The following is a 22,368-nucleotide window of genomic DNA, read 5'->3' on the forward strand; positions in this document are numbered from 1 at the left end:
ACCCCGAGGAATCGAGCGATCGTGTCCCAGGCCGCCCAGGTCTCCGTCGATTCGGAGGTGCGGGAGGTCCCGCGCCTCCTCGCCGTGCACGCCCATCCCGACGACGAGTCGAGCAAGGGCGCCGCGACTCTCGCGGCCTACGCCGACCGCGGCGCCGAGGTCATGGTCGTCTCCTGCACCGGAGGGGAGGCCGGCTCCGTCCTGAACGAGTCGCTCGCCGCCCGCGCGCACGCTGAGCGCGACATGGGCGGGCTCCGCCGCCTCGAGATGGCCGAGGCTCAGCGGATCCTGGGCGTGCAGCACACCTGGCTGGGCTTCGTCGACTCCGGGATGGAGGAGGACGGCTCGGTTCCGCCCGCGAGCTTCGCGGCGCTCCCGCTCGCGACGGCGTCGGCTCCGCTCGTCCGCCTCGTCCGACGCTTCAAGCCGCACGTGATCATCAGCTACGACGAGAACGGCGGCTATCCGCACCCGGACCACATCCGGGCGCACCAGGTCGCCATGGAGGCGTTCCGGGCGGCGGGGGAGCCGGACGAGTACCCCGGCCTCGGGGCGCCCTGGTCGGTCGCCAAGCTCTACTACGACCGCGTGTTCAGCGGTCAGAAGCTGCGGGCGATCGCGGAGCACCTCCGCTCGCTCGACCCGGAGGACCCGCGCCTGGCGACCTTCGAGGAGATGAAGCGCTGGTCGGACGACGCTCCGTACCTCGCGACGACGCAGGTGCTCATCTCGGGCTTCCACGACCGGAGGGACGCGGCCCTGCGCGCGCACGCCAGCCAGGTCGCGCCCGACAACGCCTTCTTCTTCCTGCCGCACGAGGCCATCGACGCCGCGTGGCCGACCGACGACTTCCAGCTCGTGCAGTCGCGGGTCGAGGCGCCGACGCCCGAGACCGATCTCTTCGCCGGACTCGACGTCGCCTTCCCGACCGGCGCGCGGAACGAGGTGGACGCGTGATCCCCGCCGTGCTCGACTCCGCCGCCCTGGCGCTGTCCCGGATCGCCGCGGCGACGCCGTCGCCCGCGCCCGACTTCAACGAGGACACCGTCACGCCGGGCCTCTTCGGCTTCATCACGATGCTGGTGATCGCGGTGGCCGCCGTCCTCCTCGCGCTCGACATGGTGCGCCGAGTCCGGCGGACCACCTACCGCGAGCAGGTCGCGGAGCGGCTCGACGCCGAGGAGCGCGAGCGCGCCGCCGAGGCGGGGCGCTCGGAGCGCGGGCCGGCGGACGACCGCTCGGAGCGCTGACGTCGGCTCAGCCGCCGTTGTAGGCGGGGTGCAGCGAGATCAGCAGCGCCGCCGTCCAGTGGCAGACGAACGCCACGGCGGTCAGCGCGTGGAAGATCTCGTGGAACCCGAAGACCCCCGGCACGGGGTTCGGCCGCTTGAAGCCGTACACGATCGCTCCGACCGTGTAGCAGAGACCGCCCACGAGGACGAGGACCATCATCGTCGCGCTCGCCTCGAGCAGCGGTCCGAGGTACATCACCGCCGCCCAGCCCAGGAGCAGGTAGAGCGGCACGTAGAGCCAGCGCGGCGCCGAGATCCAGAACACCCGGAAGCCGATCCCGAGCAGCGCGCCGGACCAGACGAGCACGAGCAGCAGCGTGCCCTGCGCGGGCGGCAGCGCGAGGACCGCGAGCGGCGTGTAGGTGCCCGCGATCAGCAGGAAGATGTTGGCGTGGTCGATCCGCTTGAGGATCACCTTCGTCCGCGGCGCCCAGTCGAACCGGTGGTAGAGGGCGGAGTTGCCGAAGAGCAGGAGCGAGGACGTCGCGAAGACGGCGGCGGCCCACTTCGCGGCGGTGCCGTCGGCCACCGAGACGAGGACGACCCCGGCCACGATCGCGAACGGGAAGAGCCCGGCGTGGATCCAGCCGCGCCAGGTCGGCTTCGACTCGGCCACCGCTCCGTGGTCGATTTCGTCGTCGACGAGGGGGAGGTTCGGCAGGTCCGGCCCGTCGGCGTCGTCCCGCGCCACGGCGTCGTCGGCACGGGGGGAGGACCGACGAGCGGGCTCGGGGGCGGGGGGCGTCGGCCGGTGGCTCATACGGCTCAGGATACGGCCGGTCCCGGTGACGCGGCCGGGCGCCGCGACCCTTCCCGGGCAGGAGCATCGGCTACCGTAGCGATGTGCCGAAGCCGAGACTGCCAGTGGGAAGGGACCTCCTCTACGGCGTCTACAAGAAGCGGTTGAGGTCGAGCCTGGCTCCCGGCACCCTGCCGAACCACGTCGCGATGATCATCGACGGCAACCGGCGCTGGGCGCGGCAGCGGGCCCTCGAGACGGCGGCCCACGGCCACCGCGCGGGCGCCGCGAAGGTGCACGAGTTCCTCCAGTGGTGCGACGAGCTGGGCGTCCGGCACGTCACCCTCTACCTGCTCTCGCAGGACAACCTCGTCGGCCGCGACAGCTCCGAGCTGACCGAGCTGATCGCGATCATCGCCGACCTCGCCGAAGAGGTCTCCCAGCAGCCGGACTGGCGCGTGCAGCACGTCGGCTCCGACGACGGGCTCCCGGAGTCGCTCATCGATGCCCTCGACGCCGCCGAGGAGCGCACGGCCCGCCACACCGGCCTGCACGTGAACCTCGCGGTGGGGTACGGCGGGCGCCATGAGATCGCGCAGGCGGTCCGCAGCATCCTCGACGAGCACGGCAAGCGCGGATCCACGATCGAGGACGTCGCGGAGCTGCTGACGCCCGAGCTGATCGGCGAGCACCTCTACACGAGCGGCCAGCCCGACCCCGACCTGGTCATCCGCACCTCGGGGGAGCAGCGGCTCTCGGACTTCATGCTCTGGCAGAGCGCGCACAGCGAGTTCTACTTCATGGAGGCGCTGGGGCCGGACATCCGCGAGGTCGACTTCCTCCGGGCCCTGCGCGACTACGCGGGGCGGCACCGCCGCTTCGGCAGCTGAGGCGCCCGCGCCACCACCGACCGGAAGGGCCGGCATGAGCACGACGAACACCCTCGCGATGGACGAGTACCTCGGAGCCTTCGCCGAGGAGACCGGCTACCTCGACTTCGCCCGCGTCGGTCCGATCTCGGCGACGGCCGTGGCCGAGCAGGAGGCGGCGACGCGGCTCCTGCAGGCGGGCCGGGCCCTCGACGAGCTGCAGCGGCAGGACGAGCGGGTGCGCACCGCCGTGAGCGCCCTGGTCCAGCTTCCGGCCGAGCAGGTCGTCTTCCAGCCCAACACGTCGACGGGTCTGCTGCACACGATGCTCGGTCTGCGGGGGAGCGTGCTGCTCTCCTCCGCCGAGTTCCCGAGCCTGCCCTACGCCGCGGTGCGTGCGCAGCAGGCGCTCGGGGCGGTGTCGCCCGTCTGGCTGCCGACCGAGGGCGGTCGGGTGACTCCGGAGGCGGTGCGCGACGCTCTCACTCCGGACGTGGTCGCCGTGGCCGTGAGCCTCGTCGACTCCCGGACGGGCTATCTCGCCGACCTCGGCGCGCTCCGCGAGGTCATCGGCGATCGCCTGCTGATCGTGGACGCGATCCAGGGCTTCGGAGTCGTCGACGCACCGTACGCCGCGGCCGACGTCGTCGTGTCCGGCGGTCAGAAGTGGGTGCGGTCGGGCTGGGGCACGGGCTTCCTGGCCCTCGGCGAGCGGGCGATCGAGCGGCTCTCGCCGGTGCTCTCGGGCTGGACGGGCTCCGACGCCGTCGAACCCTGGGACGAGGTCGCACCGCCTGCCTCCGGCGCGCCCGCCTACAGCGTGACGAACCCGGATCCGATCGCCCAGGCGCGCTTCGCCGGGGCGCTGGAGGACATCGCGGCGGTGGGAGTGCCCGCGATCGCCGCGGTGATCGCCGAGCGGGTCAGCGCCGTGATCGATCTCGCCGACGAGTTCGGCCTCGCCGTGACGAGCTCGCGCGACGAGCGCGACCGCGCGGGCATCGTCGTCGTCGAACCGGCCCCGGAGGAGCTCGCTCCGCTGGCCGCGTCGCTCGAGGTCCACGGAGTGACCGCGCGCCTCCGGCCGGGAACGGTCCGGTTCAGCCCCCATGCCAGCACCACGGACGAGACGCTGGCCGCCCTGCGGGCCGCTCTCGTCTCGGCCGGCACGGGCGCCGACTTCTGACCTGCGCCCGGCGTTCACACACTGGTTACACACTCGAACCACACGGATGTCATTCGCGGGGTTATGTTCGAGTCATCAGGTGAAGCGCCTGGTCGAGACGGACCCGAGGGAACGGCTCGACATCGCGCAGATCGGTGAGAGGGAACTGCGCGGTGCCGAGGCGCACCGGAGGGCCGGCTTCGCAGCATGAGCCGGGGGCGTTCGAGCCTCCGGGGTGTGGAGAGTCGTCGTGACAGTTCCCCAGGGTATGGACCAGCAGGCCGGAGCGCAGGGCGGCGTCCACCGCCGACCGCAGCACGGCTCGACCGGGTCCTCCGATCAACTCCTCCGCACGTACGTGCTCGACACCTCGGTGCTGCTCTCCGATCCGATGGCGATGTTCCGGTTCGCGGAGCACGCCGTCGTGCTGCCGATCGTCGTGATCGGCGAGCTCGAGGGCAAGCGCCACGATCCCGAGATCGGCTACTTCGCGCGCCAGGCGCTGCGGCACCTCGACGAGCTGCGCATCAAGCACGAGCGCCTCGACTTCCCGATCGCCGTCGGCAACGGGGGCACCCTCCGCGTCGAGCTCAACCACTCGAACATGTCGGTGCTGCCCAGCGGGCTGCAGCTGGGCGACAACGACGCGCGGATCCTCGCGGTGGCGATGAACCTCGCCAACGAGGGCTCGACCGTCACCGTCGTGTCCAAGGACATGCCGATGCGCGTCAAGGCGGCGTCGATCGGCCTCGCCGCCGAGGAGTACCTCGCCGAGCTCGCTCCGGAGTCGGGGTGGACCGGAATGGACGACATCACGCTCGAGGCCGGCGCGATGAGCGAGTTCTACGACCGGGAGCGCCTCTTCACCGACGCGGTCGAGGGGATCCCGATCAACACGGGTCTCGTCGTCCACTCCGATCGCGGCTCGGCGCTCGCGCGGGTGACCGGCAAGCGGCAGATCACGCTCGTGCGCGGCGACCGCGACGTCTTCGGGCTGCACGGGCGCTCGGCGGAGCAGCGGCTCGCGATCGACCTCCTCCTGGACCAGGAGGTGGGCATCGTCTCGCTGGGTGGCCGTGCGGGCACCGGCAAGTCTGCGCTGGCGCTGTGCGCAGGACTGGAGGCGGTGCTCGAGAAGCGCCAGCACAAGAAGATCATGGTCTTCCGCCCGCTGTACGCCGTCGGCGGTCAGGACCTCGGCTTCCTGCCGGGCGACGCGGCCGAGAAGATGAACCCCTGGGCCCAGGCGGTCTTCGACACGCTCGGTGCCCTGGTGTCGCAGAACGTGCTCGACGAGGTGATCGAGCGCGGGATGCTCGAGGTCCTGCCGCTGACCCACATCCGCGGGCGCTCGCTGCACGACGCCTTCGTGATCGTCGACGAGGCGCAGTCGCTCGAGCGGAACGTGCTCCTGACCGTCCTGTCCCGTGTGGGGCAGAACTCGCGGGTGGTGCTGACCCACGACGTCGCCCAGCGCGACAACCTGCGGGTCGGCCGTCACGACGGCGTCGCCTCCGTGATCGAGACGCTGAAGGGGCACCCGCTGTTCGCCCACGTCACGCTCACCCGCTCGGAGCGCTCGGCGATCGCGGCGCTGGTGACCGAGATGCTGGAGTCGAACGAGCTGGCCTAGTTCGCTCCCGCTCGAGAGCCGCGTCCGGCGCGCAGGATCCACGGATCCCTGCGTGCCGGACGCGGTTCTGCGAGCCGGAGGCAGCTCTCGTGGCGGCCGTGCGGGTCGACGGGCGTAGCGTGGACCGGGTGAGCATCCTCGACGACGCGCTCCTCGAGCGCTTCCGCCTCCGCGCCGCCGACTACGACGAGCGCAACGCCTTCTTCGCCGAGGACCTCGAGGAGCTGCGAACGATCGGCTACCTGGCGCTGCTCGTGCCGTCCGAGCTGGGCGGTGCGGGTCTCGGTCGAGCAGGCGGCGGCGGAGCAGACCCGGCTCGCGACCGCGGCGCCGGCCACAGCGTTGGCCGTCAACATGCACCTCGTCTGGACCGGGGTCGCGAAGATCCTGCGCGACCGGGGCGACTCCTCCCTGGAGCACGTTCTCGTGGACGCCGCCGCCGGGCATGTGTTCGCCTTCGGGAACAGCGAGCCGGGCAACGACCTCGTGCTCTTCGACTCCCTGACTCGTGCCGAGCCGCTGCCGGGCGGCGGCCACCGCTTCACCGGGATGAAGGTGTTCACCTCGCTCTCGCCCGCGTGGACGCGGCTGGGCGTCTTCGGGCTGGACGACAGCGGTCCGGAGCCGCGGCTGGTGCACGGCTTCGTCGATCGCGACACTCCGGAGTCGCCCGTCGCGGGCCTGGCAACCCGCGACGACTGGGACACGCTCGGCATGCGCGCGACGCAGAGCCGCACGACGATCCTGGACGGCGTCGAGATCCCGGCCGGGCGGATGTTCCGCTCGCTGCCCGTGGGGCCGAGCGCGGATCCGCTGGTCTTCGCGATCTTCGCGGCGTTCGAGCTGCTGATCGCGTCCGTGTACCTCGGGATCGCGCAGCGCGCGCTGACGCTGGCGGTCGAGTCCGCGGCGCGGCGCACGTCGAGGAAGGCGGGTGGGCGCTCCCTCGCGCACGACCCGGACGTCCGGTGGCGCGTCGCGGACGCGGCGATCCTGCTCGACGGTCTCGATGCTCCGCTGCGCTCGGCCGCCGCCGACGTCGACGCCCTCGTCGACCGCGGCGCGCGCTGGTTCCCCTCGCTCGTGGGCGTCAAGATCCGCACGACGGAGGCGGCTCTGCGGATCGTGGAGAGCGCCGTGCGCGTGGCGGGCGGGTCGGCCTACTCGCGGAGCTCGGAACTCTCGCGCCTGTACCGCGACGTCCTCGCCGGCCTCTTCCACCCGTCCGACGACGAGTCCGCCCACTCCACCTTCGCGACCGCCTGGCTCGGCCCTCTGCCCCCAGCGGAGTGACGCCTCCCCTCCGAGGAGTTGCGGCTCTCTCGAAGGTTCGCGACCGGACGGCCCTGTCGACCGACTACTGAGCTGTCGGCGGACGCCCAGCCGTACGCCTTCAAGGCGAACCCGTGAAAGGCGTGCCAGCGTTTCGCGCTAGCCGAACGCAGGACGCTCTGCGGAAGGCATCCGTCCCGAGAAGCCGACCACGGTCCGTCCTGCGCGTGCGCAGGACGGACCAGAGAACTCATCCCGGGTGGGTCATGCTCATCACGTCGAGGGCGCTCTTCAGCTGCTCCTCCGTGACTTCGCCGCGCTCGACGAAGCCGAGGTCGATGACCGACTCGCGGACGGTGATGCCCTTGGCCACGGAGTTCTTCGCGACCTTGGCGGCCGCCTCGTAGCCGATGACCTTGTTGAGCGGCGTGACGATCGAGGGCGAGGACTCCGCCAGGGCGCGGGCGCGCTCCAGGTTGGCCTCGAGACCGTCGACGGTCTTGTCGGCCAGGAGCACCGACGAGTTCGAGAGCAGGCGGATCGACTCGAGCAGAGCGGTTCCCATGACGGGGATCGCGACGTTCAGCTCGAAGGCTCCGGAGGCGCCCGCCCAGGCGATGGTGGCGTCGTTGCCGATGACGCGGGCGCAGACCATGAGCACCGCCTCCGGGATCACCGGGTTGACCTTGCCGGGCATGATCGAGGAGCCCGGCTGCAGGTCGGGGATGTGCAGCTCGCCGAGCCCGGTGTTGGGGCCCGAGCCCATCCAGCGGAGGTCGTTGTTGATCTTGGTGAGGCTGACGGCGAGCACGCGCAGCGCGCCGGACGCCTCGACGAGCGAGTCGCGGGCGCCCTGGGCCTCGAAGTGGTTGCGGGCCTCGGTGACGGGCAGGCCGGTCTCCTCCGCGAGGCGCGCGATGACCTTCTGCGGGAATCCGGCGGGGGTGTTGATGCCGGTGCCGACCGCGGTGCCGCCCAGGGGGACCTCGGCGACGCGGGGGAGCGCCGACTGCACGCGCTCGATGCCGAGTCGGATCTGCGCGGCGTAGCCGCCGAACTCCTGCCCGAGGGTCACGGGGGTCGCGTCCATCAGATGGGTGCGGCCCGACTTGACGGCCTCGGACCACAGCTCGGCCTTGGTCTCGAGCGCCTCGGCGAGGTGCTCGAGGGAGGGGATGAGGCTCTCGATCAGCGCGCCCGTCACGGCGACGTGCACCGAGGTGGGGAACACGTCGTTGGAGGACTGCGACGCGTTGACGTGGTCGTTGGGGTGGACCGTGTGCCCGAGCGCGGTGGTCGCGAGGCTGCTGAGCACCTCGTTCATGTTCATGTTCGAGGACGTGCCCGAGCCGGTCTGGTAGACGTCGATCGGGAAGTGCTCGTCGTACCCGCCCGCAACGATCAGGTCGGCCGCGTCGGCGATCGCCCCCGCGATGTCGGCGTCGAGGACGCCCAGCTCGGCGTTCGCCAGTGCCGCGGCCTTCTTGATGCGCGCGAGAGCCGCGATCTGGGCAGGCTCGAGTCCGGCTCCCGAGATCGGGAAGTTCTCGACGGCGCGCTGCGTCTGCGCGGCGTACAGGGCGTTCCGCGGAACGCGCACCTCGCCCATCGTGTCGTGCTCGATGCGGAAGTCGCCGGAGTCGGTAGGGAGGTGATCCACCACGCTGTGTTCGTCCTTGTCTGATCGGTGCTGTTCGCCGGGGCCGATTACTCGGCGCCGGACTCCGTCGCGTCGGTCGACGCGCCGGACGGAAGGGTGCTGGGCGTGCGCTCCTGCTCGGAGAGGTAGGGGCTCAGCTGGGGAGGATCGATGCCGAGCACGACGTCCGAGACGACCGTGCCGTCGGAGAGGCGGTAGTTCGCTCCGACGACCGCGAGCGAGCCCGAGGCGACCGCGTCGGCGATCAGCGGCGACCGCTGGAGCATCTCGGCGACGGTGTCGCGCAGGTGCTCCCGGCCGACGACGAGTGCGTCGGTGGCCGACGGGTCGACGAGCACGCGCCCGTCCGGCTGAGGCCCGACGACGCGGCGGACCGCGGGGATGATCGGCTCGATGAGGTGCTCGATGTGCGGAGGGAGGCGCTGCGCTCCCGGGGCCTGGGACTCGATCGCGGCCTTCACCGCGCCGCACTCGTCGTGCCCGAGGACCAGGATCAGCTTCACTCCCAGCACGGCGACCGCGTACTCGAGGGAGCCGAGGATGGAGTCGGCGATGACCTGCCCGGCGTTGCGGACGACGAAGAGGTCGCCGAGGCCCAGGTCGAAGATGATCTCGGCGGCGAGGCGGGAGTCGCTGCAGCCGAAGAGGGCGGCGAGCGGACGCTGCGCGGCGGCGAGCTCGGCGCGTCGCTCGACGTCCTGCCGCGGGTGGCGGGGCTCGCCGGCGACGAAGCGCTGGTTGCCGCGCAGCATCTCCTTCCACACCCACGCGGGCGGGCGGGACTCGCGCGGCACCGGGATGGTCTGCGGGGCGTCGCCGCCGAGGGCGTCGTCGTGGATGCTCACTGTTCCTCCTGGCCGATCTGGGGCGAGACGGCGTCGACGACCTCGCGGATCCGCTCGACGGGAGCGGTTCCGTAGACGAGGTAGGTGCTGGCGCCCTCGGTGGTCTCGAGTGCGTAGGGCGTGTTGCCGGTGTCCTGGCCCGAGTCGCGGCGGTCGTAGACCGTCCACTCGCGGCCGTCGATCCGCTCGACGCCCGTGGCGGCGGCGCGGTCGAGCTGCCGGGCGACCCAGGCCTCGTCGGCGTCGAAGCCCTGGCTGAGGCCGATGTAGCCGGAGTCGGGCGCCGGAGTCAGCAGGCCCACGTACCAGTAGTCGATGCCGCCGTCGGTGCGCAGCTCGGCGGCGTTCGCGGACCAGTCGTCGGGCATCCGCGGCACGGCGAGGGTGTCGGTCTCGCCGAGCTGGAGCTGGGAGGCGACGAGCGGCACGTCGATCGCCGGACGATCCGTGCCGTCCCCCCGGGGCACGATGAGCACGATGAGGGCCACGACTCCGACCGTCGCGAGCAGCGAGAACACGAGGTTGTTGACGGTCTTGCGCTGGCGGTAGAGCCGGGAGTTCTCGGCCTTGCGCGCCGCGATCTCGGCGGGGGTCTCGGGGCGGCCGAGCTCGGCGACGACCCTCGGCTCCTTGCGGCGGCTCATCCGGCGCTCGATCCGGAGCGGGCGGCCTCGAGACGGGCGCGGGCGCCGATCAGCCACTCCTCGCAGCGCGCCGCGAGTGCCTCGCCGCGCTCCCAGAGGGCGAGGGAGCGCTCGAGGGTCGAGCTTCCCTGCTCGAGCTCGGAGACCACGCGCACGAGCTCGTCGCGGGCCTGCTCGTAGCTGAGACCGGAGACGTCGGAATCGAGTCCCTCGGGAGCGGGGGAGTCGGTGCGGGCGTCGGCCATGGTCTTGATCCTATCGATCGGTGCGCCCGGGCAGGCGCGGCGGGGGAGGTCGGGCGGAGGGTCAGCCGCGGCCGGCGGGGTCGGCGGCGGACCCCTCGGAGCGGGCGGCGACGGCGCCCTCCGCGAGCGTCAGGACGAGCGCCTCGCCCGCCTCGGCGTCTCCCGGAGCGCGGACGACACGACCGGCGGCGTTCTGCACGATCGCGTAGCCGCGGTCGAGCGTGTGCTGCGGCGAGAGGGCGCGCAGATGCCCGTGCAGGCGCTCCACCTCGAGGTGCGCGCGCTCGATCCGGCGCTCGACGAGCTCGGCGCCGCGGGCGACCCAGCGGGTCAGCTCCTCCGAGCGCTGGTCGACCAGGACGCGGGGATTCGCCAGCACGGGGCGCGAGCGCAGCTGCGAGAGCCGGTCGACCTCGTGCGAGACGAGCCCGCTCACCCGCGTGGTCATCCGCAGGCGCGCCTGTTGCACCCGGAGGAGCTCGTCGGACACGTCGGGCACCACGCGCTTGGCGGCATCGGTCGGCGTCGAGGCGCGCAGGTCGGCGACGTCGTCGAGGAGCGGCCGGTCGGCCTCGTGGCCGATGGCGCTGACGACGGGCGTCGAGCAGGCGGCGACGGCGCGCACGAGCGACTCGTCGCTGAAGCCGAGGAGGTTCTGGAAGTCGCCGCCGCCGCGGGCGATCACGATGACGTCGACGCTCTCGTCGGCGTCGAGGGCGCGCAGTGCCGACAGCACCTCGGGCACCGTGCGATCCCCCTGGACCGCAGCGTGGACGACCCGGAAGCGCACGGCGGGCCAGCGCAGCTGCGCGTTCCGCAGCACGTCCTTCTCTGCGTCCGAGTCCTTGCCGGTGATCAGGCCCACGCCGTGCGGGAGGAACGGGAGGCGCTTCTTGCGACCCGGCTCGAACAGCCCCTCGGAGGCGAGCTGCCGCCGCAGCCGCTCCAGCTTCTCGAGCAGGTCGCCGAGGCCCACGTGGCGCATCTCGAACACCTGCATGGTGAGCGTTCCGCCCTTGAGCCAGTAGTTCGGCTTCACGAGCGCGATCACGCGGGCGCCCTGCGCCAGATCGGCCGGGATGCGGGAGCGGACCGACGACCAGATCGTGAACCCGACCGTGGCGTCGCCCGAGACGTCCTTGAGCTTGCCGTAGACGTTGCCGCCCGAGACCCCCCACTGGGTGATCTCGCCCTCGACCCACGCGGTGCCCAGCCGTTCGATCCAGCCCTTGAGCTTGCTCGCGAGCAGGCCGACCGGCCACGGGTTCTCGGCGGTGGGAGGGGCGTCTGTCATCGGTGCCTTCGCTCGGGCGGGCGGGGAGTGGCGGGGGCTGCCCGCGTCGACCACCGTACGGGATGCCTCCGACAGCGCATCGGCCTCCGCTCAGCCGGGAGCGCATAGAATCAGGGGGTGAGTCAAGTCTCGATCAGCCTGCCCATGCCGCGCATGCCCCGCGCCACCGGGCGTCTCCGCGACGTCCCCGTCGACGGCGCGAAGCGCGTGCTCCTCGCCGCCCCGCGCGGCTACTGCGCCGGAGTCGACCGCGCGGTCGTCGCCGTCGAGAAGGCCATCGAGCACTACGGCGCTCCGGTCTACGTGCGCAAGCAGATCGTGCACAACGTGCACGTGGTCTCGACGCTCGAGAGCCAGGGCGCGATCTTCGTCGACGAGGTCGACGAGGTCCCCGAGGGCTCGCACATCGTCTTCAGCGCGCACGGAGTCTCTCCGGCGGTCGTGCAGGGCGCCGCCGACCGCAACCTCCAGGCGATCGACGCGACCTGCCCGCTCGTCACCAAGGTGCACCGCGAGGCGGTCCGCTTCGCGCGCGACGACTTCGAGATCCTCCTGATCGGCCACGAGGGCCACGAGGAGGTCGAGGGCACCGCGGGCGAGGCTCCGGACCACGTGACCCTGGTCGGCAGCCCCGACGAGGTCGACACCATCGTCGTGAAGGACCCCGACAAGGTCGTCTGGCTCTCGCAGACCACGCTCTCGGTCGACGAGACCATGGAGACGGTCCGCCGCCTCCGCGAGCGCTTCCCCAACCTGCAGGACCCGCCCAGCGACGACATCTGCTACGCCACCCAGAACCGGCAGGTCGCGATCAAGAAGGTCGCCGCCGACGCCGAGCTCGTGATCGTGGTGGGCTCCGCCAACTCCTCCAACTCGGTGCGCCTCGTCGAGGTCGCGCTCGAGTACGGCGCCAAGGCCGCCTACCGCGTCGACTACGCCAGCGAGATCAAGCAGGAGTGGCTCGACGGCATCCGCACCGTCGGCGTCACCAGCGGCGCGTCGGTGCCCGAGGTCCTCGTGCGCGAGGTGCTCGACGACCTGGCCGCCGCGGGCTACGGCGAGGTCGAAGAGGTCAAGACGGCGGAGGAGGACCTGATGTTCTCGCTCCCCAAGGAGCTCCGGAAGGACGTCGCCGGCAAGCGCGACGCCCGCGCCATCGGCGGCCGCGTCACGGCGCCCGCCGCGAACTGACGCCGGTCCGTCCGGCGACACGAGACGAGGCCGCCGTCCCCGAGGGGGCGGCGGCCTCGTCCGTGCGAGGGGGTCAGGCGTCGAGCCCGGCAGCGCCCTGGCTCGACAGGCGCGAGACGTAGTCGGCGAAAGTCGGGTCGCCCAGGATCGCGATTCCCGCGACGACCATCGAGAGGACGATCGTCGCCGCGATCCCGAGGATCGGGACGAGGACGGCCCGCTTGCCCGCCCGAAGCCGCCGGACCGAGATCCAGACGGCGAACGCGACGATCAGCGACTGCACGAGCGCCGTGACGACGCCCAGCGTCCGCGCCAGGTCGGGCGAGGCGTAGGTGCCGATGCCCTGGCTCGTGTAGAGGTCGGACAGCGTCGTCGCGAAGCTCGACGGATCGAGCAGCGTCGGCACGGCGAAGAAGACACCGAGCGCGAGCAGGATGATCGTGAGCAGGCGGTCGACCGGGTGGGCGACGCCCGGCTTCGCGCCGGCGGTCGCGGGCCGAGGCTCCGTCTCGGAGCCGCGCGGATCCGGGACCACGGTCTCGGCCGGAGGGTTCCACGACCAGCCGGGAGGCGCGTACTCGCCGTACTGCGGCTTCGGGCGGTCGGCGCCGCCCGGCTGGTCGTGTGCGTTCGTCACGGAGCGTCCGCCTACTTCCCGGAGTTGCCGGCGGAGCCGAGCTGACGGGTCGCCTCGGCCACGCGCGCGGCCATTGCGGTCTCGGCGATCTTGCCCCAGGCGCGCGGGTCGTAGACCTTCTTGTTGCCGACCTCGCCGTCGACCTTGAGGAAGCCGTCGTAGTTCTTCAGCACGGTGTCCGCGATCGAGCGGCTGAACGCGTACTGGGTGTCGGTGTCGATGTTCATCTTCACGACGCCGTTGCGGACCGCCTCGGCGATCTCCTCGTCGGTCGAGCCGGAGCCGCCGTGGAAGACGAGGTCGAGCGGGAGGGCGTCGGTGCCGTACTTCGCCTGGAGGCCGTCCTGGATCTCGCGGAGCAGCTCCGGTCGCAGGCGCACGTTGCCGGGCTTGTAGACGCCGTGGACGTTGCCGAAGGTCAGCGCGGCCATGTAGCGGCCCTGCTCGCCGAAGCCGAGCGCCTCGACGGTCGCGATCGCGTCGTCGAGGGTCGTGTAGAGGTGCTCGTTGATGTCGTGCGAGACGCCGTCCTCCTCGCCGCCGACGACGCCGATCTCGACCTCGAGGATCGCGTTGATGTTCTTGATGCGGGGGAGGATCTCCTTGGCGATGGCCAGGTTCTCGTCCAGCGGTACGGCCGAGCCGTCCCACATGTGCGACTGGAACAGGGGCTCGCGACCGGCCTTGACCTCCTCCTCGGAGGCGGCGATCAGCGGGTAGACGAAGCCCTCGAGCGCGTTCTGGGGGCAGTGGTCGGTGTGCAGCGCGACGGTCACCGGGTAGTTCTTGGCGACCTCGGTCGCGAACTTCGCGAAGGCGATCGCTCCGGCCGCGCGGTTCTTCACGGTGTGGCCGGCGAAGTAGTCGGCGCCTCCGGTGGTGACCTGGATGATGCCGTCGGAACCGGCCTCGGTGAGGCCCTGGAGGACCGAGTTGATGGTCTGCGACGACGAGACGTTGAAGGCGGGGTAGGCGAAACCGCCGGCCTTCGCCTTGTCGAGCATCTCTGCGTACTGGTCCGGGGTAGCGACGGGCATGGCTTCTCCTTTGACGGATGAACGGGAGGGGGTCGGGCGAGGCCCGCGTCGCGGTCGAGTCTAGCGAGGCGGGTGCAGGCCTTCCCTCGGGCGCGAGCAGGGCCTCCGCTAGGCTTCGAGCGGGATGGGGACCCGCTCTCGCGGGTCCTGCGACGACGCCGTCTGCACGAACTCGAACGCGAAGGACTCCGCGCTGTGACCGATACCGACCACGACTCGCTCTACCTCCACCCTGATCGCAACCTCGGCATGGAGCTCGTCCGGGCCACCGAGGCCGCGGCCATCCGTGCCGTGCCGTTCATCGGCAAGGGCGACAAGAACGCCGCCGACGGCGCCGCCGTCGACGCCATGCGCACCTTCCTCGGCACCGTCAACTTCGACGGGGTCGTCGTCATCGGCGAGGGCGAGAAGGACAACGCGCCCATGCTCTACAACGGCGAGCACGTGGGCAACGGCTCCGGCCCGTCGGCCGACATCGCCGTCGACCCGATCGACGGCACCTCGTTGACCGCCGCGGGTCGCCAGAACGCCCTCTCGATGATCGCCGTCGCCGACCGCGGCGCGATGTTCGACCCGTCCGCCGTGTTCTACATGGAGAAGATCGTCACCGGGCCCGAGGGCGTCGGGATCATCGACATCGAGCGCCCGATCGGCGAGAACATCCGCGCCCTGGCCCGCGCCAAGCGGAAGCCCGTCGACGAGATGCGCATCGCCGTGCTCGACCGCCCGCGCCACGCGAAGCTGATCGAGGAGATCCGCGCCGCGGGCGCCGGCACGCGCCTCCTGCTCGACGGCGACGTCGCGGGCGGCATCAACGCGGCCCGTCACGACTCGCGCCTCGACATGTGCGTCGGCATCGGAGGAACGCCGGAGGGCATCATCACGGCCTGCGCGATCCGCGCGCTGGGCGGCGTGATCCAGGGGATCCTGCGGCCCAAGGACGACGACGAGCGCCAGCGCGCGATCGACGCCGGCCACGACCTCGACCGGGTCCTGCACGCGAACGACCTCGTCCGCAGCGACAACACCTACTTCGTCGCGACGGGCGTGACCAACGGCGGGCTCGTGAAGGGCGTGCGCAAGGAGGGGCACGTCATCACGACGGAGTCGATCGTCCTGCGCTCGCGCTCGGGGACCATCCGCCGCGTGACCGCGCAGCACCTCGCGGAGAAGTGGATCTAAACACTCCTCCTCGTCCCGAAGGGGCCCTGCGCTGCGGCGCGGGGCCCCTTCGCCGTTCCGGAGCGCCGGCTCAGGCGCTGCGTTCGTCGGGGAGGGCCTCCGACTCGACGAGCTCGACGGCAGTGAGCCGCCGCGGCGAGGACGTGACGCCCTGTGCCGGGGCGATGACGCGCGTCTCGTCGAGTGAGTCGAACTGGCGGGCGGTGACGAGCACGCGGCTCTCGAGCGAGCCGGCGAACGCGTTGTAGGAGTCGACCGTCCTCTCGATCGACCGGCGCAGCCCCTCCGCATGGTCGGCGAGCGTGCTCAGGCGCGCGTAGAGGGTCTTGCCGAGGTCGAGGAGCCGCTTCGCGTCGTCGGTCAGCACGTCCTGCTGCCACGTGTAGGCGACCGTCTTCAGCACCGACCACAGGGTGACGGGCGAGGCGAGGGCGACGCGCTTGCGGAACGCGTACTCGAGCAGCGTCGGGTCGGAGTCGAGCGCGCTCGCGAGCAGCGGCTCGCTGGGGACGAAGGCGATCACGAACTCGGGGCTGGCCGGCAGCCCGGACCAGTACGAGCGCGCCGCCAAGGCGTCGATATGGCCGCGCAGGGCGCGCACGTGGGCGCGCAGGAGAGCCGTGCGGCGCGCCTCCTCGTCGGCACCCGCACCGGCCGGGATCGCGCTCGCCTCGAGGTAGGCGTCGAACGGAACCTTCGCGTCGACGGCGATCGCCTTGCCGCCGGGCAGGCGGACGACCATGTCGGCGCGACCGCGGCCCCCCTCGCCCTCGACGCCGAACTGCACGTCGAAGTCGACGCGCTGCACGAGCCCCGCCGCCTCGACGACGTTGCGCAGCTGCGTCTCGCCCCAGGCACCGCGACTGCTGTTCGAGCGGAGCGCTGACGCCAGGGTCTCGGTCGTGGAGCGGAGCCGCTCGCCCGCCGCGCGCTGCCCCTCCAGCTGCTCGGTGATCGCTCCGAACTGCTCCGCGCGCTCGCTCTCGAGCCGGCGCACCGCCTCCTGCATCCCGCGCAGGCTCTCGGCGACGGGGGAGAGTGTCTGCAGGATGCGCGCGTCGTGCCGCTCGCGCTCGGCCACGGCGCGGAGCTGCTCCTGGAGCTCGCGCACCTGCTCGCGGGCCGTGCCGACCTGCTCGCGGTATTGCTCCACGACCGCCTCGTGCCGCTCCTCCAGCCCGTCGGCCCGGGCGCTCGCGGTGGCGAGCTCGAGCGCGAGCGCCTGATCGGGCATGCGGGAGCGCGCCCACAGCGCGACGGCCAGACCGGCCAGCAGAGCGCCGATCACGAGTCCGAGGAGGAAGGAGGTGTCCATGCCGCGATGACACCACGGACGTCCGACACTGAGCACGCGGTCATCGGCGCGGCGCCCTGATGAGGGACAAGACCGTCCTCGGTCTCCTCGTAGACTTCGCGATCATGGGGAATCACCGCCGATCATCGCGCCTGCTCACCGCCGCGCTCGCCGTCGCCGTCGGGCTCGGCACCGCTCTCGTCCCGGTCACCGCCGCTTCGGCCGCCGAGGACGTCCTGCCGCCCGCCTCCGTCCTCGTCGAGCCGGGCGCCTCCGACGCCGGCGTCGACGTCGCCGACGACGCGCCCGGGGACCTGAAGGTCCAGTACCCGGCCAGCAGCACGAAGAGCTTCCGTGCCGGCTTCATCTTCAGCGACGCCGTCTTCTTCGACAGCGACGCGAAGAGCGCCTCCGGGATGCAGGCGCTCCTGAACGACAAGGGCAGCGCCTGCTCCGGCACGAACGACGGCGTGCCCTGCCTGAAGGAGTTCAGCCAGTCGACGCCGACGAAGGCGGCCGACCCGATGTGCCGCGAGTACCGCGGCAGCTCCCGCGAGTCCGCGGCGTCGATCTTCGCGCGGGTCGGCGAGGCCTGCGGCATCAACCCGCTCGTCCTGGCCGTGCTGGTCCAGAAGGAGACGAGCCTGGTCACCACGACCCGCCCGACCGCGGGCCTCTACAACCAGGCCACCGGCTTCAACTGCCCCGACGGCTCCGGCTGCGACACCGGCTCGGCCGGCTTCTTCACGCAGGTCTACGGAGCGGCGCGCCAGTTCAAGAAGTACGCGAACCCGGTCGGATCGGACCAGTCCTTCAGCCGGTACGCGGCGGGGACGACCCCGGACATCCTGTTCCACCCCGACGCGTCCTGCGGCTCGTCGCCGGTCTCGGTGCGCAACCAGGCCACGGCGAACCTCTACTACTACACGCCGTACCAGCCCAACGAGTACGCCCTGACCAACACGGGGAACCAGGCCTGCGCGAGCTACGGCAACATCAACTTCTGGTACATCTTCAGCGACTGGAGCGGCTCGCTGGCGAACGCCGGAGCCGCACCCGTGGGCCGCGTCGACGCGCCGCGGATCTCGGGCGGCGTGCTCACCGCCTCCGGGTGGACGGTCGACCCGACCACGCAGCGCGCGGCCCTCGCGACCACGGTGACGATCACCGCTCCCAACGGCGAGAGGACCGTCCGCACGGTGACGGCGGACAGCCGACGCGGCGACATCCCCGGACAGCTCCCCGCTGCGGGCGGGAACCACGGCTTCACTGTCACCACGCCCGCCTCCCAGTCCGGCGCCTACACGGTCTGCGTGAGCGCCGCCTCCGTCGACTGGAACCGCTGGGTCGGCTCGGGCGACTCGCGCGGCCCCGGCTCGAAGGACCTCGGCTGCTCGAGCGTCGGCGGCCAGGGGTCGCTGCAGGTCGACCGCCTCGCGGGCAAGGACCGCCAGGAGACCGCGGTGAAGATCTCGCAGGCCACCTTCAAGGCCGACGTGCCCGTCGTCTACATCGCCACCGGCGGCAACTTCCCGGACGCGCTCAGCGCCGCTCCGGCCGCCGCCAAGCAGGGCGGCCCGCTGCTGCTGGTCGACCGCGACTCCATGTCGCAGCCCGTCCGCGACGAGCTGGCCCGCCTGAAGCCCGCGAAGATCGTCGTCGTCGGCTCGGCGCAGAGCGTCAGCGACTCCCTCGGCCGGGAGCTGGCCCGCTACACGAAGTCCATCCAGCGCATCGGCGGAGTGGACCGCTACGACACCTCGCGCAAGATCATCGCCTACGCGTTCCCGCAGGGCTCCTCGAAGGCGTGGCTCGCCACCGGGGAGAAGTTCCCGGACGCGCTGGGCGCGAGTGCGGCGGCCGGCTCGGTCGACGCTCCGGTGATCCTCGTCAACGGCGGTCTCCCCGCGGCCGACCCGGCGACGAAGACCGTCGTCACCCGGCTCGGCGTGAAGACGCTGACCATCGCCGGCAGCGCGCTCTCGGTCAGCGACGGCATCAAGCGGACGCTCCCGATCGCCTCGACGCGGATCGGCGGCACCGACCGCTACGACACCTCCGAGAAGCTGAACGCGGCGGCCTTCCAGAAGGCGAGCACCGTGCTCCTGGCGACCGGCGAGAACTACCCGGACGCACTCGCAGGAGCCACGGCTGCGGGCTACAGCGGAAGCCCGCTGTTCGCGGTGCCGAGGGACTGCGTCCCGCGGGCCGTGCTCGACGACATCGCGCGCTTCGGCGCGAAGAGGGTCGTCCTGCTGGGCAGCACGAACACGCTGTCGGACTCGGTCGCGCGGCTCACGCCCTGCGGCTGATCCCGGGTCACGCAGTGCGGCCGACCCCGTCGGGGGTCGCCGCTAGCGTGGAGGGATGAGTACGCCGACCTCCCCGCGCGCCGCCCGTCGGCGCCGGGGAGGGGCGGTCGCTCTCGCGTCGCTCGCGGCGGCGGTGCTGCTGTCCGGTGCGAGCGATCTCGGCGGGTCGGCCGCGACGCCGTCCTCGGTCGCCGAGGTGCGGATGTGGACGGACTTCGTGCCGAGAGCCGACGCGTCGGGTTTCGACCCCGGCGAGATCGTGTCGGACGCGGTGTTCTTCGACGGCGACGCTCTCGCGCCGACCGCGATCCAGGCGTTCCTGGACGCGCGGGTGCTCGAGTGCGAGGGCGAGGACGTGCCCTGCCTGCGCGACTACGCGGAGGACACGGGCGACGTGGTGGCCGACGAGCAGTGCGCCGCGTACGTCGGAGGCCCGGGGCGCTCGGCGGCCGAGATCATCGGGTCGGTCGGGGCCGCCTGCGACGTCAGCCCCGCGGTGCTCCTGGTGCTGCTGCAGAAGGAGCAGTCGCTGGTGACCGATCCGTCCCCCGGGGAGCGGCAGTTCCGCAGCGCGACGGGCTACGGCTGCCCCGACACGGCCGACTGCGACAGCGACTACTTCGGCTTCTTCGGCCAGGTCTACGGAGCGGCGTGGCAGTTCCAGCGCTACGCGAACCCGGACAGCAGCTTCGACTGGTACCCCGTCGGCGAGGTGAGCGAGGTGCAGTACTCACCCGATGCGAGCTGCGGCACGGCTCCGGTGCTGATCGAGAACGCGGCGACCGCGGGGCTCTACTACTACACGCCCTATCAGCCCAACGCGGCGGCCCTCGAGAACCTGTACGGCGAGGGCGATGCGTGCTCGGCGTACGGCAACCGCAACTTCTGGCGACTGTTCAGCGACTGGTTCGGCGACCCGCGTGCCGGCTGAGCGGCGTCAGGCGGCGACGGGAGCGGCGGGGCGCAGGCGCTTGACGGCGATGCCGGCGAGTTCGCCCAGCTCGGCCATGCTGCGCGCTCCGTGGCGCGCTGCCGCGTGCACGACGATCGCCGCGCACGCCTCGGCGTCGGCCGAGGCGTCGTGGTGGCGGAAATCCTCGAAGCCGGCCGCGCGCGCCACGAACGGCAGCCGGTAGGACTCGAGCTCGTAGGTCTTGCGGGCGAGCTGCAGCGAGCAGAGGTAGTCGTACTCGGGGTGCTCGAGCTCCGTCGCCGCGCAGGCGGCCCGGATGACGCCCATGTCGAAGCCGGCGTTGTGCGCGACGAAGACGTCGTCGCCGGCGAACGCCGCGAGGTCGGCGAACTGGTCGCTCCAGCCGAGGGCGCCGTGCACGTCCGCCTTGCGGATGCCGTGGATCCGGGTGTTCCACTCGAGGAAGTCGTCGAAGCCGAACGGCGGGCGGATGAGCCACCCCGCGCGGTCGACGACGCGGCCGTCGCGGACCTTCACGAGCCCCACCGAGCAGGCGGAGGCCCCGTGGGAGTTGGCGGTCTCGAAATCGATGGCGGTGAAGTCGATGGGCACGCTTCACCCTCTCACGCACCTCCGACGCGGCCGGGAAAGGCACGCGGGGGCCTGCGCCGCCACGCCGTAGGATGGATGCCCGTGGCTCTCACTATCGCAATCGTCGGTCTCCCCAACGTCGGCAAGTCGACGCTCTTCAACGCACTGACCAAGAACACGGTGCTCGCGGCGAACTACCCGTTCGCGACGATCGAGCCCAACGTCGGAGTCGTGAACCTGCCCGACCCGCGACTGGAGGTGCTCGCCGGGATCTTCGGCTCGGAGCGCATCCTGCCCGCTCCCGTCTCCTTCGTCGACATCGCCGGCATCGTCCGCGGCGCCTCCGAGGGGGAGGGGCTCGGCAACAAGTTCCTCGCCAACATCCGCGAGGCCGACGCCATCGCGCAGGTCATCCGCGGCTTCGAGGACTCGGACGTCGTGCACGTCGACGGCAAGGTCGACGCCGCCAGCGACATGGAGACCATCAACACCGAGCTGATCCTCGCCGACCTGCAGACCCTCGAGAAGGCCGAGGCGCGCTACGAGAAGGAGCTCAAGGGCAAGAAGATCGAGCCGATCGTGCTCGAGACCGCGAAGAAGGCGCGCGAGTTCCTCGACTCCGGCAAGCCGCTGTCGGCGACCACGATCGACCTCGAGCCGATCCGCGAGCTCGGGCTCCTGACCGCGAAGCCCTTCATCTACGTCTTCAACGTCGACGAGGCCGTGCTGACGGACGACGCCCGGAAGTCCGAGCTGTCGGCGCTGGTCGCTCCGGCGCAGGCGATCTTCCTCGACGCGAAGATCGAGTCCGAGCTGATCGACCTCGACGAGGCCGACGCCGCCGAGATGCTCGAGTCGACCGGCCAGACGGAGTCGGGCCTGAACCAGCTCGCGCGCATCGGCTTCGACACGCTGGGCCTGCAGACCTACCTCACGGCGGGCCCGAAGGAGACGCGCGCCTGGACGATCGGGAAGGGCTGGACCGCTCCGCAGGCGGCCGGCGTGATCCACACCGACTTCCAGAAGGGCTTCATCAAGGCCGAGATCATCTCGTTCGACGACCTCGTCGAGACCGGGTCGATCGCCGAGGCCCGCTCGAAGGGCAAGGCCCGCATCGAGGGCAAGGACTACGTGATGCAGGACGGCGACGTGGTGGAGTTCCGCTTCCAAGCAACCTCTGGCCAGAAGTAGAAGTGGAGAACGCACATGAGCGATGAATGGCAGAGCGCAGAAGGCACCGGATGGATCGCCATCCCGGGCTTCGGACGCATCGCCCCGCGACGAGACAACGTGGGCGGTGGTCGCCAGTACTTCACCGCCAAGTTGGACAACGACGAGTACGCCAGAGCAACTGGCGCGGACATCACGGGCGGTCCGGAGACGTGGCACTTCGAGTTCGATCAGCCGTTCCTGCTAGCTGACAGCGAGGATCGGTGCATCGAGGTGCACATCTCACTCCTGGTCGGAGGACGATACTCGGTCAAGTTCCGACCGGGTGTGTGGCCCACTGGAGGCGGAGGAGCCTGGTGAGCGAAGGGGTGTCCAAACTTTGG

General features: G+C 71.5%; 21 protein-coding genes and 1 pseudogene. 12 read left to right on the forward strand and 10 right to left on the reverse strand.

What is annotated here, in order from left to right:
• The first annotated feature begins 21 nt into the window (after positions 1–21).
• Both mca and ASF48_RS06840 read left to right on the forward strand, forming a co-directional pair.
• Entirely contained in the window at positions 22–957 is a 936-nt protein-coding gene (gene mca, locus ASF48_RS06835) for a mycothiol conjugate amidase Mca (RefSeq protein ID WP_230671468.1), read from the forward strand.
• Complete coding sequence (locus ASF48_RS06840; protein ID WP_235577188.1) at positions 954–1,250, forward strand: hypothetical protein; 297 nt, start codon at positions 954–956, stop codon at positions 1,248–1,250. Before mca ends, ASF48_RS06840 begins: the two co-directional genes overlap by 4 nt.
• Positions 1,251–1,257: 7 nt before the next feature.
• Here the strand turns inward: ASF48_RS06840 and trhA are convergent, their stop codons facing one another.
• On the reverse strand, positions 1,258–2,052 hold the full coding sequence (trhA, locus tag ASF48_RS06845; protein WP_082481034.1) for a PAQR family membrane homeostasis protein TrhA: 795 nt from the start codon (positions 2,050–2,052) through the stop codon (positions 1,258–1,260).
• A 104-nt stretch (positions 2,053–2,156) separates the two neighbouring features.
• On the opposite strand from trhA, the gene ASF48_RS06850 reads away from it, so the two are divergent.
• From ASF48_RS06850 to ASF48_RS06865, 4 genes and pseudogenes are all read left to right on the forward strand, one after another.
• Positions 2,157–2,921, forward strand: a complete 765-nt coding sequence (locus ASF48_RS06850; RefSeq protein ID WP_327205437.1) for an isoprenyl transferase — start codon at positions 2,157–2,159, stop codon at positions 2,919–2,921.
• 34 nt (positions 2,922–2,955) lie between these two features.
• Positions 2,956–4,086 carry an aminotransferase class V-fold PLP-dependent enzyme gene (locus ASF48_RS06855; RefSeq protein ID WP_230671461.1) on the forward strand — a complete coding sequence of 377 codons (1,131 nt, stop codon included), beginning with the start codon at positions 2,956–2,958 and terminating at the stop codon, positions 4,084–4,086.
• Positions 4,087–4,333: 247 nt separating this feature from the next.
• Positions 4,334–5,698, forward strand: coding sequence for a PhoH family protein (locus ASF48_RS06860; RefSeq protein ID WP_082481036.1), 1,365 nt, complete (start codon positions 4,334–4,336; stop codon positions 5,696–5,698).
• A gap of 119 nt (positions 5,699–5,817) precedes the next feature.
• A pseudogene (locus ASF48_RS06865) lies at positions 5,818–6,991 on the forward strand (acyl-CoA dehydrogenase family protein).
• 229 nt (positions 6,992–7,220) lie between these two features.
• Here ASF48_RS06865 and ASF48_RS06870 read toward each other — a convergent pair.
• From ASF48_RS06870 to xseA, 5 genes are all read right to left on the reverse strand, one after another.
• Complete coding sequence (locus tag ASF48_RS06870) at positions 7,221–8,630, reverse strand: class II fumarate hydratase (RefSeq protein WP_268788500.1); 1,410 nt, start codon at positions 8,628–8,630, stop codon at positions 7,221–7,223.
• A 47-nt stretch (positions 8,631–8,677) separates the two neighbouring features.
• Positions 8,678–9,382, reverse strand: a complete 705-nt coding sequence (locus ASF48_RS06875) for a carbonic anhydrase (protein ID WP_082481110.1) — start codon at positions 9,380–9,382, stop codon at positions 8,678–8,680.
• 89 nt (positions 9,383–9,471) lie between these two features.
• Positions 9,472–10,119, reverse strand: a complete 648-nt coding sequence (locus tag ASF48_RS06880) for a DUF4245 domain-containing protein (protein WP_082481040.1) — start codon at positions 10,117–10,119, stop codon at positions 9,472–9,474.
• Positions 10,116–10,364, reverse strand: coding sequence for an exodeoxyribonuclease VII small subunit (locus tag ASF48_RS06885; protein WP_055788343.1), 249 nt, complete (start codon positions 10,362–10,364; stop codon positions 10,116–10,118). Before ASF48_RS06885 ends, ASF48_RS06880 begins: the two co-directional genes overlap by 4 nt.
• Before the next feature lie 61 nt (positions 10,365–10,425).
• Complete coding sequence (gene xseA, locus ASF48_RS06890; RefSeq protein ID WP_055789104.1) at positions 10,426–11,658, reverse strand: exodeoxyribonuclease VII large subunit; 1,233 nt, start codon at positions 11,656–11,658, stop codon at positions 10,426–10,428.
• A gap of 144 nt (positions 11,659–11,802) precedes the next feature.
• Here xseA and ASF48_RS06895 point away from each other — a divergent pair, with 144 nt between their 5' ends.
• Entirely contained in the window at positions 11,803–12,849 is a 1,047-nt protein-coding gene (locus ASF48_RS06895) for a 4-hydroxy-3-methylbut-2-enyl diphosphate reductase (protein WP_055788346.1), read from the forward strand.
• A gap of 73 nt (positions 12,850–12,922) precedes the next feature.
• On the opposite strand, the gene ASF48_RS06900 is transcribed toward ASF48_RS06895, so the two are convergent.
• Both ASF48_RS06900 and fbaA read right to left on the reverse strand, forming a co-directional pair.
• The gene (locus ASF48_RS06900; RefSeq protein WP_055788351.1) at positions 12,923–13,486 is read right to left on the reverse strand and encodes a DUF6264 family protein; all 564 of its coding nucleotides are present in this window, start codon (positions 13,484–13,486) and stop codon (positions 12,923–12,925) included.
• An 11-nt stretch (positions 13,487–13,497) separates the two neighbouring features.
• Positions 13,498–14,523: a class II fructose-bisphosphate aldolase gene (gene fbaA / locus ASF48_RS06905; RefSeq protein ID WP_055788354.1), complete on the reverse strand. Its 1,026-nt coding sequence runs from the start codon at positions 14,521–14,523 to the stop codon at positions 13,498–13,500.
• A 195-nt stretch (positions 14,524–14,718) separates the two neighbouring features.
• Between fbaA and glpX the strand changes: the two genes are divergently transcribed.
• Positions 14,719–15,705, forward strand: coding sequence for a class II fructose-bisphosphatase (gene glpX / locus ASF48_RS06910; RefSeq protein WP_416351479.1), 987 nt, complete (start codon positions 14,719–14,721; stop codon positions 15,703–15,705).
• 70 nt (positions 15,706–15,775) lie between these two features.
• Here glpX and ASF48_RS06915 read toward each other — a convergent pair whose 3' ends face one another.
• Complete coding sequence (locus tag ASF48_RS06915; RefSeq protein ID WP_055788359.1) at positions 15,776–17,020, reverse strand: DNA recombination protein RmuC; 1,245 nt, start codon at positions 17,018–17,020, stop codon at positions 15,776–15,778.
• 59 nt (positions 17,021–17,079) lie between these two features.
• Here ASF48_RS06915 and ASF48_RS06920 point away from each other — a divergent pair, with 59 nt between their 5' ends.
• Positions 17,080–19,311 (forward strand): cell wall-binding repeat-containing protein, encoded by a 2,232-nt coding sequence (locus tag ASF48_RS06920; RefSeq protein ID WP_055788361.1) that lies wholly within the window; start codon positions 17,080–17,082, stop codon positions 19,309–19,311.
• Between the two features lie 55 nt (positions 19,312–19,366).
• Positions 19,367–20,242, forward strand: coding sequence for a hypothetical protein (locus ASF48_RS06925; protein ID WP_055788365.1), 876 nt, complete (start codon positions 19,367–19,369; stop codon positions 20,240–20,242).
• Positions 20,243–20,248: 6 nt separating this feature from the next.
• Here the strand turns inward: ASF48_RS06925 and ASF48_RS06930 are convergent, their stop codons facing one another.
• On the reverse strand, positions 20,249–20,836 hold the full coding sequence (locus ASF48_RS06930; RefSeq protein WP_055788366.1) for an exonuclease domain-containing protein: 588 nt from the start codon (positions 20,834–20,836) through the stop codon (positions 20,249–20,251).
• 81 nt (positions 20,837–20,917) lie between these two features.
• On the opposite strand from ASF48_RS06930, the gene ychF reads away from it, so the two are divergent.
• Together ychF and ASF48_RS06940 are read left to right on the forward strand one after the other, a co-directional pair.
• Entirely contained in the window at positions 20,918–22,006 is a 1,089-nt protein-coding gene (gene ychF, locus ASF48_RS06935; RefSeq protein WP_055788369.1) for a redox-regulated ATPase YchF, read from the forward strand.
• A 15-nt stretch (positions 22,007–22,021) separates the two neighbouring features.
• A complete protein-coding gene (locus tag ASF48_RS06940; RefSeq protein ID WP_055788373.1) occupies positions 22,022–22,345 on the forward strand; it encodes a hypothetical protein in 324 nt (107 codons plus the stop codon).
• Positions 22,346–22,368 lie beyond the last annotated feature (23 nt).

The organism is Rathayibacter sp. Leaf299 (assembly GCF_001423055.1).
Classification (GTDB): domain Bacteria; phylum Actinomycetota; class Actinomycetes; order Actinomycetales; family Microbacteriaceae; genus Rathayibacter; species Rathayibacter caricis.

What these genes read in the sequence shown, in the direction of transcription:
- ASF48_RS06915 (WP_055788359.1), bottom strand. Translation starts at nt 17,020, where the DNA reads ATGGACACCTCCTTCCTCCTCGGACTCGTGATCGGCGCTCTGCTGGCC.
- ASF48_RS06920 (WP_055788361.1), top strand. Translation starts at nt 17,080, where the DNA reads ATGAGGGACAAGACCGTCCTCGGTCTCCTCGTAGACTTCGCGATCATG.
- fbaA (WP_055788354.1), bottom strand. Translation starts at nt 14,523, where the DNA reads ATGCCCGTCGCTACCCCGGACCAGTACGCAGAGATGCTCGACAAGGCG.
- xseA (WP_055789104.1), bottom strand. Translation starts at nt 11,658, where the DNA reads ATGACAGACGCCCCTCCCACCGCCGAGAACCCGTGGCCGGTCGGCCTG.
- ASF48_RS06925 (WP_055788365.1), top strand. Translation starts at nt 19,367, where the DNA reads ATGAGTACGCCGACCTCCCCGCGCGCCGCCCGTCGGCGCCGGGGAGGG.
- ASF48_RS06875 (WP_082481110.1), bottom strand. Translation starts at nt 9,382, where the DNA reads ATGCTGCGCGGCAACCAGCGCTTCGTCGCCGGCGAGCCCCGCCACCCG.
- ASF48_RS06855 (WP_230671461.1), top strand. Translation starts at nt 2,956, where the DNA reads ATGAGCACGACGAACACCCTCGCGATGGACGAGTACCTCGGAGCCTTC.
- ASF48_RS06940 (WP_055788373.1), top strand. Translation starts at nt 22,022, where the DNA reads ATGAGCGATGAATGGCAGAGCGCAGAAGGCACCGGATGGATCGCCATC.
- ASF48_RS06895 (WP_055788346.1), top strand. Translation starts at nt 11,803, where the DNA reads ATGCCGCGCATGCCCCGCGCCACCGGGCGTCTCCGCGACGTCCCCGTC.
- ASF48_RS06885 (WP_055788343.1), bottom strand. Translation starts at nt 10,364, where the DNA reads ATGGCCGACGCCCGCACCGACTCCCCCGCTCCCGAGGGACTCGATTCC.
- ASF48_RS06860 (WP_082481036.1), top strand. Translation starts at nt 4,334, where the DNA reads ATGGACCAGCAGGCCGGAGCGCAGGGCGGCGTCCACCGCCGACCGCAG.
- trhA (WP_082481034.1), bottom strand. Translation starts at nt 2,052, where the DNA reads ATGAGCCACCGGCCGACGCCCCCCGCCCCCGAGCCCGCTCGTCGGTCC.
- ASF48_RS06880 (WP_082481040.1), bottom strand. Translation starts at nt 10,119, where the DNA reads ATGAGCCGCCGCAAGGAGCCGAGGGTCGTCGCCGAGCTCGGCCGCCCC.